Below are 16,991 nucleotides of genomic sequence, written 5' to 3'. Positions count from 1 at the left end.
TCAATTAAAAATTTACAAGCTATTAACTATCACCTAATAAAATCCTTATCTTTAAATCACATCATGGAGAATTTATGAAAAACGTTGATCTTGGACTTTTATTTATACGTTTAGGACTTGGTATCTGCCTTTTTATGCATGGTTTTGGTAAAATTTTACATGGACTTAGTGGGGTAAAAGGTATATTAGTAAATGCTGGTTTACCTGGATTTTTGGCATATTTTTCTTACCTTGGAGAGGTCTTAGCGCCAATTATGTTAATTATTGGTTTTTATTCAAGGGTGGGCGCTATCCTAGTTTTAGGTACTAGTATTACTATTTTATACTCGTACTATGGATTTGCAAATTTATTTGCATTAAACGAGGTTAATGGATTTGAATCAGAGCTTATTTACCTTTATATTGCTATTTCGCTTTGTATTCTTTTGATAGGTAGTGGCAAATATGCTGTCAAACAAGACTAATACAAAATAAAGACAGCAGAGTTTTTATAAAATCAAGAATTAGATGAGTAAGTCTAACTTATTAACCGTTATTTAAGTTTATTTTAAATAAAATTAGGTCTTTTTAATAAATTTAGTTGAAAGGAATTATTGTGCCAACCATAAATCAATTGGTCAGAAAAGAACGCAAGAAAGTGACTGTTAAGTCAAAATCTCCAGCGTTAAAAGAGTGCCCTCAAAGAAGAGGAGTTTGCACTAGGGTTTATACTACAACTCCTAAAAAACCAAACTCAGCTTTGAGGAAAGTTGCCAAAGTTAGGCTAACAAGCGGTTTTGAAGTCATCAGCTATATCGGTGGCGAAGGTCATAACCTACAAGAACACAGTATCGTTTTAGTTCGCGGCGGTAGGGTTAAAGACTTACCAGGTGTTAAATATCACATCGTTCGTGGTGCGCTTGATACTGCTGGTGTTGCAAAAAGAACAGTTTCTCGTTCTAAATATGGTGCAAAACGCCCTAAAGCTGGCGCTACAGCTGCAACAAAAAAGTAAAAATTTAGGTTCGCAGACGTTGCTAAAATTTGCAAACGTTTGAGTAAAATTTCATAAAAATTTGAAGGAAAGATCAAAATGAGAAGAAGAAAAGCCCCTGTAAGGGAAGTCTTACCTGATCCGATTTACGGAAATAAAATAATCACTAAATTTATTAATTCTCTTATGTATGATGGAAAAAAAAGCGTCGCTACTGAGATAATGTATGGTGCTATTAAAGCCATAGAAAAGAAAAATGCTGAGGTTAAAGGCATCGACGTTTTTAACGATGCTATTGAAAATGTAAAACCTATTTTAGAAGTTAAATCACGCCGTGTTGGTGGTGCTACTTATCAAGTACCAGTTGAGGTTCGCCCAGCTCGCCAACAAGCTCTTGCTATTCGCTGGCTTATAACTTACGCTAGAAAGAGAAGCGAAAGAACTATGATAGATAAACTAGCGAATGAGCTCTTAGATGCGGCAAACTCAAAAGGTGCATCTTTCAAGAAGAAGGAAGATACTTATAAGATGGCAGAAGCTAATAAAGCATTTGCTCACTACCGCTGGTAAGAAAGAATTAATATGGCAGAGAGAAAAACGCCTTTACATAAGGTAAGAAATATCGGTATTGCGGCTCACATTGATGCTGGAAAGACAACTACTAGTGAGAGAATTTTATTCTTTACTGGTATGAGCCATAAAATAGGTGAGGTTCATGATGGCGCTGCCACTATGGACTGGATGGAACAAGAAAAAGAGCGTGGTATTACTATTACTTCAGCTGCAACTACAGCTTTTTGGAAAGGTTATCAAATAAACCTAATCGACACTCCGGGACACGTTGACTTTACTATCGAAGTTGAGCGTTCTATGCGTGTTCTTGACGGTGCTGTTTCAGTATTTTGTTCTGTTGGTGGTGTTCAACCACAATCAGAAACTGTTTGGAGACAAGCAAATAAATATCACGTACCAAGAATCGTTTTTGTAAATAAAATGGACAGAATTGGTGCAAATTTCTTTAGAGTTGAAGAGCAGATCAGAGAAAGATTAAAAGCAAATCCAGTGCCTATTCAAATTCCAATCGGTGCAGAGGATAACTTTAAAGGTGTGGTTGATCTTGTGAGAATGAAAGCATACGTTTGGAATGACGAGAAAAAGCCAACTGATTATGTTGAAGAAGAAATTCCAGCTGAAGTTAAAGATAAGGCCGAAGAATACCGCGCAAAACTAATAGAAGCTGTTTCTGAGACAGATGATAGTTTGATGGAGAAATTCTTTGCAGGTGAAGAGCTAACTGAAGAAGAGATCAAAAAAGGTATAAAAGCAGGCTGCTTAAGAATGACTATCACGCCTATGCTTTGCGGAACTGCGTTTAAGAACAAAGGCATCCAGCCTCTACTTGATGCTGTTGTTGATTATTTACCAGCTCCAGATGAGATTGCAGCGATAAATGGTGTTTATGAAGATGGTACTGAAGTGACTGTTGAAAGTACAGATGATGGCGAATTTGCCGCTCTTGCGTTTAAAATTATGACTGACCCATTTGTTGGACAGCTAACATTTATCCGTGTTTATAGAGGTAGCCTTGAAAGTGGTAGCTATGCTTACAACACAGTTCAAGACTGCAAAGAGAGAATCGGCCGCTTACTAAAAATGCACTCAAATAAACGTGAAGAGATTACAGAACTTTTCGCTGGTGAAATCGGTGCTGTTGTTGGTCTAAAAAACACTCTAACTGGTGATACTCTTGCAAGCGAAAAAGATAAAGTTATCCTCGAGAGAATGGACTTCCCAGAGCCAGTTATTAGCGTTGCAGTTGAGCCAAAAACAAAAGCAGACCAGGAAAAAATGGCAATAGCACTTCAAAAACTAGCTCAAGAAGATCCAAGCTTTAGAGTTAGCACTGATGAAGAGAGTGGACAAACTATCATTAGTGGTATGGGTGAGCTTCACCTAGAGATCATTGTTGATCGTATGCTTCGTGAATTTAAAGTTGATGCTGAAGTTGGTCAGCCACAAGTTGCTTACCGCGAAACTATCCGTAAGGCAGTTGAGCAAGAGTATAAGTATGCTAAACAATCAGGTGGTCGTGGTCAATACGGTCACGTATTCTTACGCATCGAGCCACTTCCAGCTGCTAGCGGATTTGAATTTGTTAACGACATCAAAGGTGGTGTTGTTCCAAAAGAATATATCCCAGCTGTTGAAAAAGGTTGTAAAGAAGCGCTTCAAAGCGGTGTTCTTGCTGGATATCCAGTTGAAGATGTTAAAGTTACACTTTTTGATGGTAGTTACCACGAAGTTGACTCGTCTGAAATGGCATTTAAGCTTGCTGCTTCAATGGGCTTTAAGGAAGGTGCTAGAAAAGCAGGTGCTGTTATTCTTGAGCCTATGATGAAGGTTGAAGTAGAAACTCCAGAAGAGTATATGGGTGATGTTATAGGCGACCTTAATAAACGCCGTGGCCAAGTAAATTCAATGGATGATAGAAATGGCGTAAAGATCATTGCAGCTTATTGTCCATTAGCTCAAATGTTTGGCTATTCAACAGATCTTCGCTCAATGACTCAAGGCCGTGCAACTTATTCAATGGAATTTGATCACTACGAAGAAGTTCCTAAAAACGTAAGTGATGAGATCATTAAAAAAAGAAATGGCTAATTAACCAAAGAAGGGCAGAGTAATCTGTCCTTCAAAAATTATTTATTCTGATAAAACCTATCTATAAAATATATGAACTGTCCTCATAGCTCAGCTGGATAGAGCGTAGAATTCCTAATTCTAAGGCCACAGGTTCGAACCCTGTTGGGGACACCATTATATAATCATCTTTATAAAATACAAAATACTCAAACAAGTATATACTAAAACGTACAATTAAGATATAGCAATTTATAAAAAATATTCTTATGCTGATCAGCAAATAGAGTAAAAGAAAAAATAAAAAGAATAAACTTTTAAAAAAATAAGATCACTAAAATCAAAGAAAAATTTTTAAAAATGTAATGGCAAGTGAATATATTTTTATCAATCTAGTCAGTTTATCTATATATGCATTCGTAGTAGGTTTAGCTTTTTTATCAATACGTTATATTATTAATTTTTATCTAAACTAATAAATTTTATCAACAAAAATTTTTATATATTTAATAATCCGTGCTAACATTTCAAAAATTTGTTTAAGGAGAGTAGATGAAAAAAATTTTACTTTTAGGAGCTGTTTGTTGTATGTTGTCAGCTGACGTCAAAACTGTTAATATAAGCCCAGATGAGATCAAAAAATATGATCAGATTGTCGATATTAGAACTCCATCTGAGTGGCAAGAGACTGGCATCATAGCTGGTGCGAAGACCATAACTTTTGATCCAAGTGACAAGAGTGCATTTTTAGATGAGCTTTCAAAGGCAGTTGATATCAAAAAGCCTATCGCTCTTGTTTGCAGAAGTGGCAGAAGAAGCACAGCAGCAGCAGAAGCGATAGATAATTCAGATCTTAAGATTATAAATTTGGATGGTGGCATGAGTAGTTTAATCGAGCAAGGCTACAAAACTACACCATATAAAAAATAGAAAAATTTATGATTCTACGTTTGACTACAAGATAATTTTATTTTGTAGTCAAATTTTATATCAAATAATAAAATTTATTATTTGATTAACCGCTGATTAACTCTAGTTATATATAATTTCATCATATTTATAATAAAGAAGGAGACAAAATGTCAAAAGTTATTTTACAATTAAATGTTATTCAGGCTGATGCAAATGCACTTTATATTAAATTTCACGATCTTCACTGGAATGTAAAAGGTATTCAATTTTTTAGTGTTCATGAATACACAGAAAAAGCTTATGAAGATATGAGTGAAATATTTGACGATGCAGCAGAGAGGGCTCTTATGCTTGGTGGTAGACCTATCGTCAAGGCTGAGGAGCTAGCAAAAGTTACTCATATCAAACACGAGCCAAAAGAAATTTACACTCCAACTGAGGTTTTAGAGATTGTCTTGGCTGATTATAAACACCTTTTGGGCGAGTTTAAAAAGCTTGACGAGCTTGCAGAAGGCGATACAACAACTCAAATGTATGCACAAGATCAAATCGCAAAATTTGAAAAAGCCATCTGGATGCTAAACGCAACACTTAGCAAATAACTACTAGCGGGAGTTTTCCCGCTCTATCTAAATAAATTCTACTTTTTGGCGATATTGATTTTATAAATTCTAAGGAGCCAAAATGAAAATTTCTCAAATCGCAAACTCATATAATAGTTCAAGCCTAAAAGGAAATGTAAAATCAGAAATTTCACTTCATAAAGATGAAAAGGATATCTCTAAAAAAGAGTCTGAAATTACAAATTTAACAGCCAAAGATATTTCAAATAGCTACTTTTTGCAGTATCAAAAAGAGATCGTTAAAAGTAGTAGTTCAAATTTATTAGCTCAAGGTGGCTTAAGCTTTAATACGCCTAAAAATTTATCAGAAATTTTATCAGGACTTGATCTTGCAAGTATCGGCTATAACGGTAAATCTTTAAACGAGCTAAGTAGTGACGAGGCAAATGATCTTATTAGTGAGAATGGATTTTTTGGTATCGCAAATACGGCTGATAGGATAGCTAGCTTTGTGCTAAATGGTGCAGGTGATGACGTGGAAAAGCTAAAAGCTGGTAGAGAGGGTGTGGCAAAGGGTTTTGAGGATGCGAAGAAAATTTGGGGAGGTGAGCTTCCTGAAATTTCTCAAAAGACTATTGAAAAGACCCTTGAGACACTTGATAAAAAGATCGCCGAGCTTGGCGGTAACGTTTTAAATGTTTCAGCTTAACTATCTTAGGCAGTCTCGCCTAAGATAAATTTATATGATCGTGTATATAAATTTAGATACGAGCCTTTAATTTCCCGCAAAATTTATTTAATCTTAAAAGTTATACTTCTCCGTTTTACACTAAGGAGAAGAGATGAAAGCTAAAATTTTACTTCCACTGACAACTGCTATCATGTTTTTGGGTTGCTCATTTTTTGAGGATAACCCACCAGTGCGAAAACAGCCAAGACAGGTCATGCAAAATACACCAGCAAAAAGCTCGATCAAAGGTTTTATAAAAGAGGTTACATATAAAGATTCAAAATACTGCTATGAAATAGTGGCGAGCGATACAAAAAATCACAAACTCAATAAAGCAAATTTTTGTGCAAATAGATACTATTATGATAAAGGCGACTTAGTCTATGCGACATTTTATGCAGATAAACTTATAGATATGCTTCTTATAAAAGAGGGTGGCTCTAGTGGCTTATATAATGGTATAAAAAAGCCGCAAAATGAAGTGATTATTAAAAGAAAAAATGTAAAAACAAATATCGAAGTGCCAAAAGAGGAAAAAATTTCTTTTTAATTACCGTTGATTTACTGCTTGCTTATATAATTTCAACAGCAATCAAAACTAGAACTCCTTTTAAGGGGCAAAGCAACAGCCCCTTTTTCTTTTTACTTCTTTAAAATTTTGTCCTTGTTTTATTTAAAATTATCAACTTTTGCCTATTTTTGATTAATTACGGTAAACAATCGGTAACTGAAATTAAAAATTTTAAGCTTCATGTTAAATTTTATTGATTATAATCGTCAGCACAAAACCTTAAAAGGAGAAAAAATGAAACTAACAAAAATTAGTTTAGCCACTTTGGTTGCTTTAGGTGCATTTTCAAGCGTAGCAAGTGCTACTCCACTTGAAGAAGCTATAAAAAATGTAGATCTTTCAGGATTTGCAAGATATAGATATACAAATGATAAAAAACACGGTGAGTTTTCTAATACAAAATCAGAGTCTGGCTCATTAGCTGGTCATCAATTTAAAGCTGTAGCAAATTTTAAAGCTGCCATTGATGATAACTTCTTTGGCGTTATTGGTTTAAGATATAACGCTACTGATAATTCTGGTGATAATACTCAGAACGATCAAGGTAGTCAAGGAATTGGCACAGATAAAACTAATACAACTGAGCCATTTAGAGTTCATCAGTTCTATCTTGGTTATAAAGCTGGAAACACTACTATAACAGCTGGCAAACAAGAGATCGGCTCATTCTTTACAGATGATGCTATTGGTACTGGTGTAAGAGTAGTAAATGAAGATATTGAAGGACTTACTCTAACAGCTCTAGCTTTTGACGCAATTGAGGGTGATAGTGTTGAAAGTGATGGCGAGTTGTATGAAATTACAAATAATTTAAATGATTATGATGCAGGTAATCTATATGCAGCTGGCATCGCTGGTTCATATGATCCTATCAATTTCCAACTATGGTATGCTAGCTTAACAAATCTAGCTGACCTACTTGCAGCTGATGTTTCAGCAAATTTTGCTATAAATGATGATGTTAGCTTAGGAGGTAGAGTTAACTATATAAATACTACTGTAGATAAAAGTGCAAAAGCACATCTTTCTAAAGCTATAAGTGAATCTAATGGCGTTGCAAACTATAATGATGGTAACTTCTATACTGGCGAACTTACAGCTTCACTATTTGGCTTTGATTTGAGAGCTGGTTATATGGGTTGGAAAGTTGATAATAAAGGCGTAACATCATTTGCTTTTGAGGATAAAGGTAGTCTAATAGATGTTGGTGAGCTTACACTTGATCCAACTTGGGCTGATGGTAAAGCTAACTTAATATATGCAACAGCTGGATATACATTTGATAAATTCACAGTTGGTGCTGACTACATAAAAGGTCATATTAAACATGCTGCAGCTCCTGGCAAAAATGGCAAAGAAAAAGTTGAAGAGATTACTCCAAGATTTGCATACGCATATAGCAAAAAGTTAACATTTAGCTCATACTATGCATTCAAAACTTCAAAATTTGCTGATGAGGCTAAAAACAAAGAAGATCAATTCAGATTTGAAGCTAAATACTCATTCTAATCGTAGCTCATTAATCAACTTATGATATAATCCCGGGTCGGAGCAATCTGATCCGGGATTTTTAAATTTAGAGCAAAATTTTAAGGAAAGTTATGAAAAGTATTAAAATTTCTTTTTTGGCGTGTTTTTTGGTGGCAAATGCCTTTGCAGCTTCACAAGTCTACTATATAGAAGCTCGTGGTGAGTTTGGTAAAGAACTTGCTGAAATGGCAAAAAAGCAGGCTAATGATAGAAACGAAAAAGTAAATGTTTATGTTGATGAAGATCCAAGACGCTATAAAGATAATAGAATTTTAAAATTAGGCGTTGATAGAAAGGGTAGATATAGTGTTTCTTTAGGTAAGGAGCTTTATGAAAAGCAATGTGCTAGCTGTCATGGCGAGAATGCTGATAAAAGGCCATTTGGTTCAATACCTCTAAAAAATATGGATGCTAAGGATATTGAAGATAGCATCATCTCTTATAGAAGTGACTCAAGTTTTGGCGGAAGCGGTAAAAATGTAATGCAAAACCAAGCTAAAATTCTTTCAAATAATGATCTTGGCGCGATTCTCGCCTATCTAAAAGGTAAAGATGCATTTGCTGAACAAGATGCAAATGAAAACAAACCGGTCTCTACTCAAACAAAGCAAGGTAGTTATTTAAGATAAGTTTCACTTTGATAGCTTTGTCATAATATAAATAAAAGGAAGCAGATGTTAAATCCAAAATCATTATTTTTAAGTATGGGCTCAGCTATCATTTTGATGATAATCTTTGCCATAGCTAGCGGAGCCGCTACGATAATAGAAAGTAAAACTAGTACAGAAGCTGCATGGTACTATGTTTATGGTGCCAGCTGGTTTGCGCTCATTCAACTACTTCTTGGTATAAATTTGACCTATAATATCTTTAGATATAATTTAATAGATCCAAAAAAACTACCTTCGCTTATCTTTCATCTTGGTTTTATCGTTATCTTAATCGGTGCTGGTATAACAAGATACCTTGGCTTTGAGGCTGATATGCATATAAGAGAAAAAACTCAGTCAAATATCGTTACGACAAAAATATCCTATTTAAATTTAACCGCGTTAAACGATAATGGAGAAGAGTTAAACGCTGCTTTGCCACTAGGACTTTCTGATGCAAAAAAAGGTTTTGATCTAAAGCTAAAAATAGTAGATAATGAAGCTAATTTAAAATTTAAAGAATTTGTGCCAAATGCAAGTTATAAGTTTGTGGATGATAAAAATGGGCAACCAGTAGTGGAATTTGTGGTTTCAAACGAGAGTGAAAGTGAAGAAATCTTCTTGTTAGAAGAAGAGGAAGCAAGAGTTGCAGATATTAGTTTTATCTTTAATGCTAAGCCAGACGAGAGTAAAAAATATGTACTTTTTAAATTAGTGGACGGAAATTTCACAGTTACTTCAAATACCGATCTTTCAAAATTTACAATGAGTGATAGCTCAAAAACTGAGTTAAAAGCTGGTAGCGTAAATGAATTTGGCATGGGTAGTCTTTATACTATTTCAAATATAAATTTTGCTCCAAGATTAGTTTCAGCTCATGCTTCAAGAAAGCTAGTTAGTACAAAAGATAGCGAATTTAACGCCTTGATAGCTGAATTAAATTATAAAGGCGAGAGTAAAGAGATGCATATTTTTTATAACCTAACAGAGCCTTCACGCTTGGCTGTGGCTGGACAAAAATTTAACGCTTCATGGGGCGCGCAGCAAGTTAAACTTCCGTTTAGCCTATACTTAAAAGACTTTGAGCTTAAAAGATATCCTGGTTCAAATTCGCCTATGAGCTACTCAAGTGAAGTTATTGTAAAAGACGATACAAACATGTCGGGGCTTGACTATAAAATTTATATGAATCATGTGCTTGACTATGATGGTTATAGATTCTTCCAAAGTTCATACGATACAGATGAAAAAGGAACCATTCTCTCTGTAAATAAAGATCCAGGCAAGATACCAACTTATATCGGCTACTTTTTGCTTGGACTTGGCTTTGTGTTAAATGTTGTAAATCCTGGTAGTCGTTTTAGAAAGCTAGCTAAGTTAATCGATAATGAATCAACAAAAGACGGTAAAAAGGTTGTTGCTATCATTGCCATTATGCTTTTAAGTTTAAATTTTAGCTCATTAAAGGCTGAAGACTTTTTGCCTAATATCAGCAAAGAGCACACACAAAAGCTTTCTAGGCTTATTGTACAAAGCTCAGATGGTAGAATGAAGCCGTTTGACACTCTTAGCAAAGAAATTTTAAATAAAATACATAGAAGCGAGAACATAAATAGTCTAAACTCGAATCAAGCGATGCTTTCAATAATGGTAACGCCTGATTTTTGGCGAAGTGAAAAAATTATCTCACTTGGACAAAGCAAGGAGCTAAAAAAAGAGCTTGGCATAGATGAAAATGCAAAATATGCAAGTTTTAATGATTTTTTTAGAGCCACAAAAGATGGTGGAAGTGAATATAAACTCACAAAATTTGCTGAAATTGCTAATCGTAAGCATCCTGGATCACGCAATACATTTGATAAAGATGTGATAAAGATCGACGAGAGATTGAATGTTTTTTATATGATATTTATTGGTGAAATTTTTAAAATTTTTCCAAAACAAGATGACCCATCAAACTCTTGGTATTCGCCTGCTAGTGCAATGATGTACTTTCCGCCTAAGGAGGCCGATCTAGTCATTAATATGATGAGAGAGTATTTTGCAGCAGTTGATGCAGCAACAAAAGATAGTGATTGGAGTAAGGCTGATGCTGCACTTGATAAAATTTCAGCCTATCAGCAAAAGTACGGTTCTGCTGTAATGCCAAGTGAAGAAAAGATAAATATAGAAATTTTGTTTAATAAAATTCAAATTTTTGAGCGATTGACGCCGATTTATCTTTTGGCTGGCCTAGCGCTTTTATTTTTTGTTTTTGTCAAAATGCTAGCTCCAAAGGTTCAGATAAATGGCATTGTAAGAGTTGTATACATTATAAATTTACTAGCTTTTCTTGCTCATACTGTCGGACTTGGACTTCGTTGGTACATTGCTGAGCATGCGCCTTGGAGTAATGCTTATGAATCGATGGTCTATATCGCTTGGGCTCTAGGACTTTCTGGTATCGTCTTTGCAAAACGTAGCCCTATCGCTCTTGCTCTTACGTCAATATTGGCTGGTGTTACATTGTTTGTTGCGCACCTTAGCTGGATGGATCCACAGATCACTACACTTGTACCAGTGCTTCAAAGCTACTGGCTAACAATACATGTTTCTGTCATTACTGCAAGTTATGGATTTTTAGGGCTTTGCGCGTTACTTGGTGGCTTTACACTATTGCTTATCATTTTACAAAATAAGAAAAAGCCAAATCCAGAAATTTCTCGCAATATCCTCGAAGCTACCCGTATAAATGAGATGGCTATGATACTAGGACTTAGCTTGCTTACTCTTGGAAATTTCCTAGGCGGTGTTTGGGCGAACGAGAGTTGGGGTAGATATTGGGGCTGGGACAGCAAGGAGACTTGGGCGCTAGTTTCGATACTTGTTTATGCCGCAGTTCTTCATATAAGATTTATCCCAAAACTAAACAACCAGTATGCGTTTGCAGTGGCTTCATTTTTTGCTTATTGGTCGATTATTATGACTTATTTTGGTGTAAATTTTTATTTAGCTGGCATGCACTCGTATGCAGCAGGAGATCCATTACCAGTGCCTGATTTTGTCTGGATTAGTATCGTGATAATGGTGCTTATGAGTGTTTTGGCATTTACAAAGCGATCACTTTGCTCAAGGCTTTAGATGCTAATAAAAGGTCTAATAGTTTTCTTTATTGTATTGCTATTAATTGCAATTTGTGTGTTAATCTATATACTTTTAAGAAATAGGGATTATAGCACCGAAACAAAGGAACTTGCATTAGAAAAAGAAGAGATAACGATCGAAAAGCTTGAAAAGCTTGCGGGTGATAATAGTTTAAGTAAAAACGAGCTTTTCGAACTTATTCAAATCTTTGTAGGAAATTTTAGTATACCAGCCAAAAATAACCAAATCATGCCAAAAGAGGCAAATAACTATATAAATTTCATAATTTTAATCTGCTCTCATAAAAATTCTGATGCAAAGCTCATCAGTTTTTTAGACAAAGAAGCTAAAAAGAAAAATCCAAGCTATATTGTCGAGATAGAAAAGAGTGAGAAAATTGGCATAGAAAATCGCAAAAATCGTAGATAAATTTATTCAAAAAAAGTATAGTTAAAATATCTTAAAATTAAGTTTGGTTTAAAAATGAATTCTTATGATTTTGATTCTATGTATGTGGTATTTCTTATTCTCTTTTCAATCGTATTGCCTATATTTTTGATAATTCCTGCAGGTAGATATAACATAAAGGTTTATGCGAGTAAATTTGATCTAGTCGGACTTCATCTAATTTTTCCAATCATTATATTGCCTACTTTGGTAGGTACTTTTATTTTAGTTTGTAGCTTTTTAAATATTTCAGACTATGCTGGTTTAAGCTTTGTATTCTATGCCTTTTTGATTTTAATGATAGCTTATATAATTTATGGTTTTTATGTTTGCATCAAATATAACTACGGCTTTTTTCATTGCATTGTAGCGCTTTTCTTAAGATTTAATTATGTTACGCCGCTTGTTTATCTACTCTTTTTATGCGGAAAAAACTGCAAAGATGACAAAGAGATAACTTCTAAAAATATTAAAGACTTAAATCTTTTCGATCAGTTTAGATTTTCTATTTATAATTTAATTGCTATTAGAAACTAAAAGTATTTTAAGAGCATTAAAGGTTTTGCAATTAGAGAAAATGCCAAAAAGCAAGAGAAATTTTTATATTTAGCTTTGCTTAGTTTTTATATCTTTCTTATCTTTAAAATTTTAGTCCAAAGCAGGCTTTTGTTTTGTCTTATCGTTTTTAAGCTTATCTTTTTTGGCTTCAAACTCAGCTATTATATTTGCATCAGGAAATAAATATCCATCCTCAACCATCAGATCAACTGCCTTTTTAAATATAGGCAAGGCACTTTGAGCGCCGAAGTAGTAGTAAGGTCTTTTAGGATCCCTTGCTAAAACGCCTATTGTGTAGCTATTACCTCTTGTGTCGTTCACAAAGCCAAAAAATGAGCCATTGTAGGTGTTGCTGTATCCACCACTACCTGAAGCAATGTGTGCAGTTCCAGTCTTGCCACCTATCTCAAGTCCTGGCGTAAAGGCTTTTAGTCCAGTACCTTTCTCAACCGTTTTTATTAAAATTCTCTTCATTATCTTTGCGGTCTCTTGTGATATAACTTGAGCTGGCTCGGACTTTGGCAAATCGTATCTTTTTCCATTTCTCTCTAAGTAGGCAACCATGTGAGGAGTAACTTCAATGCCTTTATTATTAAATGTATTATAGGCTTTTAAAAGCTGTATAAATGTAGCTTGCAAGCCGTATCCATAGCTCACAGTCGCCTTATATGTCGATGAGTTTAGCTTTGTAACTGTTGGCATCATACCTACTTGCTCGTAAGGTAGATCTATGCCAGTCTTTCTTGAAAAGCCAAAATTTAAAAGTCCTTGATAAATTTGTGGCCCATTTAAACGCTCAACAAGCTGAATCATGCCGATGTTTGAACTGTGCACGATTATATCTTCAGCGCTCATAAAAGGCTCTGGATGGGTATCTTTGATTATCCTTTTGCCAAGTTGATATCGGCCATTATAGGTATTTACAAGCTCGAATGGATTTACTTTCTTCTCTTGAAGTAAGATAGAAAATATAAATGGTTTAAAAACTGAGCCAACTTCATAAGCATATTCACTAACAGTCGAATTTAGAGCGCTATAATCTTGCTTTCTTATATTTGAAGGATCATACCTTGAGCTAGAAGCTAGGGCTAAAATTTCTCCATTTTTGCTATTCATTATGCATATAACTAACTCTTTTGCATCTAGAAATTCACGCTTTTCATCTAAAATTTGCTCTAGTTTAGTTTGAAATTTTAATGGTATAGAAAGTACCGCATTGTAGCCATCTACTCTTGTTGCTAAATTTGAGTCACTTGTTAAAATAATATTATTTCCAATATCACGAGGCCCTAAAATTTTTGCATTTTGTATAGGAGCTAAATAATCTTCATAATATCTCTCAAGACCTTTTACGCCTTTGCTTTTTGTAAGCGCGTCACTTTCAGTTTTGCTCACGTAGCCAATAGCTGGTGTGAGGGCATCTTTTGACATAAATTTACGATTTTGGCCGCTCTCCATTACTCTCATGCCCTGAAATGAAGCAAGTCCTGTTTTTGGATCAAGGTATGAAACCAAAATGCTCTTGCGATTTAGCTTTCTTGAGAGCTCTTGAAGGTAGGTAGCGCCCTTTGCATCAATGCTATATGAGAGCGTAACAATACCTTTTGTACCATTTATGATCTTTCTTACTTTGTTTGGATCGTCGCCGCTGTAAAGCGAATATAGTTTGATAAACATCTCTTTTTTATTAGGATCGATGTTTCTAGTATCAAGCATCACTTTGTAGAGTTTTTGGCTTGAAGAGATGCTAAAGCCATCTTTTGTGATTATATTGCCACGAATTGCTGTGTTTATATCGCTTGTTTGAAGTCTAGGAAGCTTTCGCTCGATACTTGCCCTATAAAATATGACAAGTACGAATATTGAAATTCCAAAAGTAATTAATAAAAAAAGTATGGTTATTTTTGATTTTCTGGAATTCATTAATGACTTAAATTTGTGTTCTAGAAATTTCTTTATAAGCACTTAGTGCTTTGTTGCGAATTTCTAGCATAAGCTTCATGCTAGTCTCTGCTTTGCCTATCGCAATAGCAGCTTGGTGAAGATCTTTTACCTCGCCAGTTGCAAGGTCAGCTATGGCTTTATCTGCGTTGATTTGGACTTTATTTAGCTCTTTTAAAGAGTCGTTTAGAGCATTTTCAAAGCCGCCTTCTTCGCCTGCTTTTGCTATTTTATTTGAATTTTCGTTTTTATTTATTTTGTCTAAATTTATACTATTTATCATTATGCTTGTCCTGAAATAAGTGATATCGCACTTTGTGCTATTGTTTTTGCGTTTTGAAAGGCTGCCACGTTTGCTTGATATGCCCTCGTTGCTTCAAGCAGGTCAGACATCTCGATGACTGGATTTATATTTGGAAATGCGACGTAGCCATTTGCATTTGCGTCCGGATGGCTCGGGTCATATTTTAGCTGAAAGTCCTTATCATCACGCATCACTTTATCTACGATCACGCTAGTTAGGGCAGGGTAAGCGTTTTTTGGTGAGCTTGGATCGTCAAGCGGATTTTCATAATCAAGCAGACTTTGTGAGCTTTTAAGCTGATCGTTTAAAATTTTATCAAAGTTCATCTCTTTAAAGATGACCTCTTGCCTTCTATATGGCCCACCTTCAGCTGTTCTTGTAGTTTGAGCATTTGCTATATTTGAGCTGATGACGTTCATCCTGAAGCGTTGTGCGCTTAGTCCGTATCCACTAATATCAAAATCATTTAAGTATGACATCATCTCTCCTAGTTCTTAGCGCTTGCGTCTATTACGCTTTTAAAGATATTGCTTTGAGCCTTGTATGCGTTATCAAGGGCGTTTATCATAACTGTGTTTTTACCCATTTCTGTTGTTTCTACGTCAAGGTCAACTGTATTTGCGTCGTTTCTAGCCATGTGACCGTCACGCAAGAAAATTTGAGCTGTGTCGCTTTTTGGAAAATCAACTGCAGCCATATGTGCTTCGTTTGTCTTAGCAAGTTGTAGCTTTTTTTGGCTTGAAGTGTTATAAATTTCATTTGCTTTTTCTTTTAAAACATCTTCAAATCTTATATCTCTAGCTTTATAAAATGGTGTATCAACGTTTGCAAGATTGCCAGAGATTAGTTTTTGACGTAACTCTCTACCTGCAAGGGCTGATTCAACAAGTGGGCTAGATTTTGATTTATCTAAAACAAACATTTAAAATCCTTATGAAATTTCACATTTTTATAAGCAAACGATGTTCCAAATATAGGGCAAATTTATTTTGTCTCATAAATTTTTGCCAGATCTTCTTCCATTTTTGTGACTTTTATGCCGCCAAGATAGTATTTTACCCCGTATTGTCCGCTATCTACGTCTGTTAAAATTTGATATTCGCCATTTTTTATCACTACTTTAAAAGGTAGTGCGATCTCGTGTTTATATTCGATGTCTCTTACGATCTGTTCGGCAAGTCTGTCATTTATCTTTTGATCGTTTGTTATGAAATAGTAGGCATTAAATTTTTGCATAAATTCATGCAAAACATACTCATTTGTGACATTTTCAAAGTGAGTTAGTCCAATTAGTGTAAATTTATCTTTGTTTTCAAGCTGATATTTTGTAAGTTCAGCTGCCTCCTTTTGACAAGGCGGGCAAAATGTACCAAAAATGTCTATCATTAAAACTTTATTTTCATCATTTTTGATAGCAAAGCCGTGATCTTTTCGAACTAAAGTAAGCTCCTTGCCACTTACATCTATAAGTTTGACCTCTTCATTTGGACTGAATTCTTTAAAATTTAAACTACTACTCTCATCTTCACCACAACCAAAAAAAGTAAATAAAGCGATTATTAAAACGAGTAAATTTTTCATCTTATCCCTTAAATATATCTTTTTATGGCAGCTCTTGCCTCTTTGTCTGCCTCGCGTCTTTTTAGAGTCTCGCGTTTATCGTGTAAATTTTTACCTTTTGCAATGGCTAGTCTTGCTTTTACGATGTTTTTATCGCTTAGATAAAGTGCCAAAACAACCAAAGTAAGCCCATCTTGTGAGACTTGACCAAAAATTTTATCGATCTGCTTTCTATGCATCAAAAGTTTTCTGGCTGCTCGCTCATTTGGACGAAATGCGCTATGTGTAGTCTCAAGATAGCTAATGTGGGCGTTTAGTAAGAAAAGTTCACCCTTTATGACGCGCACAAAGCTATCTTTTAAATTTGCTCTACCAGCCCTTAGAGCCTTGACTTCGCTGCCTTTTAATACAATGCCAGCCTCGAAGGTTTCAAGTATGCTAAAGTCGTGCAAAGCTTTCTTGTTTTTTGCTAGATCTTTTATCAAAATT

Annotated in this window: 19 protein-coding genes and 1 tRNA gene; 14 read left to right on the top strand and 6 right to left on the bottom strand. The window is 34.9% G+C overall.

Translation table 11 applies throughout. The features are described from left to right. Positions 1-74: 74 nt before the first annotated feature. The 14 genes from CVT18_RS06860 (at position 75) to CVT18_RS06795 (ending at position 12,676) form a co-directional block, all read left to right on the top strand. On the top strand, positions 75-464 hold the full coding sequence (locus CVT18_RS06860) for a DoxX family protein (RefSeq protein ID WP_103628905.1): 390 nt from the start codon (positions 75-77) through the stop codon (positions 462-464). Positions 465-595: 131 nt separating this feature from the next. Then, positions 596-994, top strand: a complete 399-nt coding sequence (rpsL, locus tag CVT18_RS06855) for a 30S ribosomal protein S12 (RefSeq protein ID WP_103604833.1) — start codon at positions 596-598, stop codon at positions 992-994. Between the two features lie 78 nt (positions 995-1,072). After that, positions 1,073-1,543, top strand: a complete 471-nt coding sequence (gene rpsG, locus CVT18_RS06850) for a 30S ribosomal protein S7 (RefSeq protein WP_021090980.1) — start codon at positions 1,073-1,075, stop codon at positions 1,541-1,543. 12 nt (positions 1,544-1,555) lie between these two features. Next, positions 1,556-3,634 carry an elongation factor G gene (gene fusA / locus CVT18_RS06845; RefSeq protein WP_103628906.1) on the top strand — a complete coding sequence of 693 codons (2,079 nt, stop codon included), beginning with the start codon at positions 1,556-1,558 and terminating at the stop codon, positions 3,632-3,634. Between the two features lie 79 nt (positions 3,635-3,713). Further along, positions 3,714-3,790: transfer RNA gene (locus CVT18_RS06840), tRNA-Arg, on the top strand. Positions 3,791-4,165: 375 nt separating this feature from the next. Beyond that, positions 4,166-4,543, top strand: coding sequence for a rhodanese-like domain-containing protein (locus tag CVT18_RS06835; RefSeq protein WP_103628907.1), 378 nt, complete (start codon positions 4,166-4,168; stop codon positions 4,541-4,543). A 149-nt stretch (positions 4,544-4,692) separates the two neighbouring features. Continuing rightward, on the top strand, positions 4,693-5,127 hold the full coding sequence (locus CVT18_RS06830; RefSeq protein WP_021090517.1) for a Dps family protein: 435 nt from the start codon (positions 4,693-4,695) through the stop codon (positions 5,125-5,127). Positions 5,128-5,209: 82 nt separating this feature from the next. Then, on the top strand, positions 5,210-5,797 hold the full coding sequence (locus tag CVT18_RS06825) for a hydrogenase-4 component G (RefSeq protein ID WP_103628908.1): 588 nt from the start codon (positions 5,210-5,212) through the stop codon (positions 5,795-5,797). Positions 5,798-5,930: 133 nt separating this feature from the next. Further along, positions 5,931-6,368: a hypothetical protein gene (locus tag CVT18_RS06820; protein WP_103628909.1), complete on the top strand. Its 438-nt coding sequence runs from the start codon at positions 5,931-5,933 to the stop codon at positions 6,366-6,368. 255 nt (positions 6,369-6,623) lie between these two features. After that, positions 6,624-7,898 carry an OprD family outer membrane porin gene (locus CVT18_RS06815; RefSeq protein ID WP_103628910.1) on the top strand — a complete coding sequence of 425 codons (1,275 nt, stop codon included), beginning with the start codon at positions 6,624-6,626 and terminating at the stop codon, positions 7,896-7,898. A 92-nt stretch (positions 7,899-7,990) separates the two neighbouring features. Beyond that, on the top strand, positions 7,991-8,548 hold the full coding sequence (locus CVT18_RS06810) for a c-type cytochrome (protein ID WP_103628911.1): 558 nt from the start codon (positions 7,991-7,993) through the stop codon (positions 8,546-8,548). A 45-nt stretch (positions 8,549-8,593) separates the two neighbouring features. Next, positions 8,594-11,689, top strand: coding sequence for a cytochrome c biogenesis protein CcsA (ccsA, locus tag CVT18_RS06805; protein ID WP_107824358.1), 3,096 nt, complete (start codon positions 8,594-8,596; stop codon positions 11,687-11,689). A 57-nt stretch (positions 11,690-11,746) separates the two neighbouring features. Continuing rightward, the gene (locus tag CVT18_RS06800; RefSeq protein WP_234410299.1) at positions 11,747-12,121 is read left to right on the top strand and encodes a fatty-acid--CoA ligase; all 375 of its coding nucleotides are present in this window, start codon (positions 11,747-11,749) and stop codon (positions 12,119-12,121) included. A 54-nt stretch (positions 12,122-12,175) separates the two neighbouring features. Further along, positions 12,176-12,676, top strand: a complete 501-nt coding sequence (locus tag CVT18_RS06795; protein WP_234410298.1) for a hypothetical protein — start codon at positions 12,176-12,178, stop codon at positions 12,674-12,676. Positions 12,677-12,787: 111 nt separating this feature from the next. Here CVT18_RS06795 and CVT18_RS06790 read toward each other — a convergent pair whose 3' ends face one another. From CVT18_RS06790 to smpB, 6 genes are all read right to left on the bottom strand, one after another. Beyond that, positions 12,788-14,620 (bottom strand): peptidoglycan D,D-transpeptidase FtsI family protein, encoded by a 1,833-nt coding sequence (locus CVT18_RS06790; protein WP_103628960.1) that lies wholly within the window; start codon positions 14,618-14,620, stop codon positions 12,788-12,790. A gap of 7 nt (positions 14,621-14,627) precedes the next feature. Next, positions 14,628-14,921 (bottom strand): flagellar hook-basal body complex protein FliE, encoded by a 294-nt coding sequence (gene fliE, locus CVT18_RS06785; protein WP_021090507.1) that lies wholly within the window; start codon positions 14,919-14,921, stop codon positions 14,628-14,630. Beyond that, entirely contained in the window at positions 14,921-15,421 is a 501-nt protein-coding gene (gene flgC, locus CVT18_RS06780; RefSeq protein ID WP_107824356.1) for a flagellar basal body rod protein FlgC, read from the bottom strand. The genes fliE and flgC overlap by 1 nt, the downstream gene beginning before the upstream one ends. Positions 15,422-15,429: 8 nt before the next feature. Then, positions 15,430-15,864, bottom strand: a complete 435-nt coding sequence (gene flgB / locus CVT18_RS06775) for a flagellar basal body rod protein FlgB (RefSeq protein WP_054196421.1) — start codon at positions 15,862-15,864, stop codon at positions 15,430-15,432. Positions 15,865-15,926: 62 nt separating this feature from the next. Continuing rightward, positions 15,927-16,523 (bottom strand): thioredoxin, encoded by a 597-nt coding sequence (locus CVT18_RS06770; RefSeq protein WP_103628914.1) that lies wholly within the window; start codon positions 16,521-16,523, stop codon positions 15,927-15,929. A gap of 8 nt (positions 16,524-16,531) precedes the next feature. Beyond that, entirely contained in the window at positions 16,532-16,984 is a 453-nt protein-coding gene (gene smpB, locus CVT18_RS06765; protein WP_103624501.1) for an SsrA-binding protein SmpB, read from the bottom strand. Positions 16,985-16,991: the final 7 nt, after the last annotated feature.

The organism is Campylobacter concisus (assembly GCF_003048405.1).
Taxonomy (GTDB): domain Bacteria; phylum Campylobacterota; class Campylobacteria; order Campylobacterales; family Campylobacteraceae; genus Campylobacter_A; species Campylobacter_A concisus_Q.
Note: the sequence above shows the minus strand (reverse complement) of the source record. Positions and strands in the feature narration are given on the sequence as shown.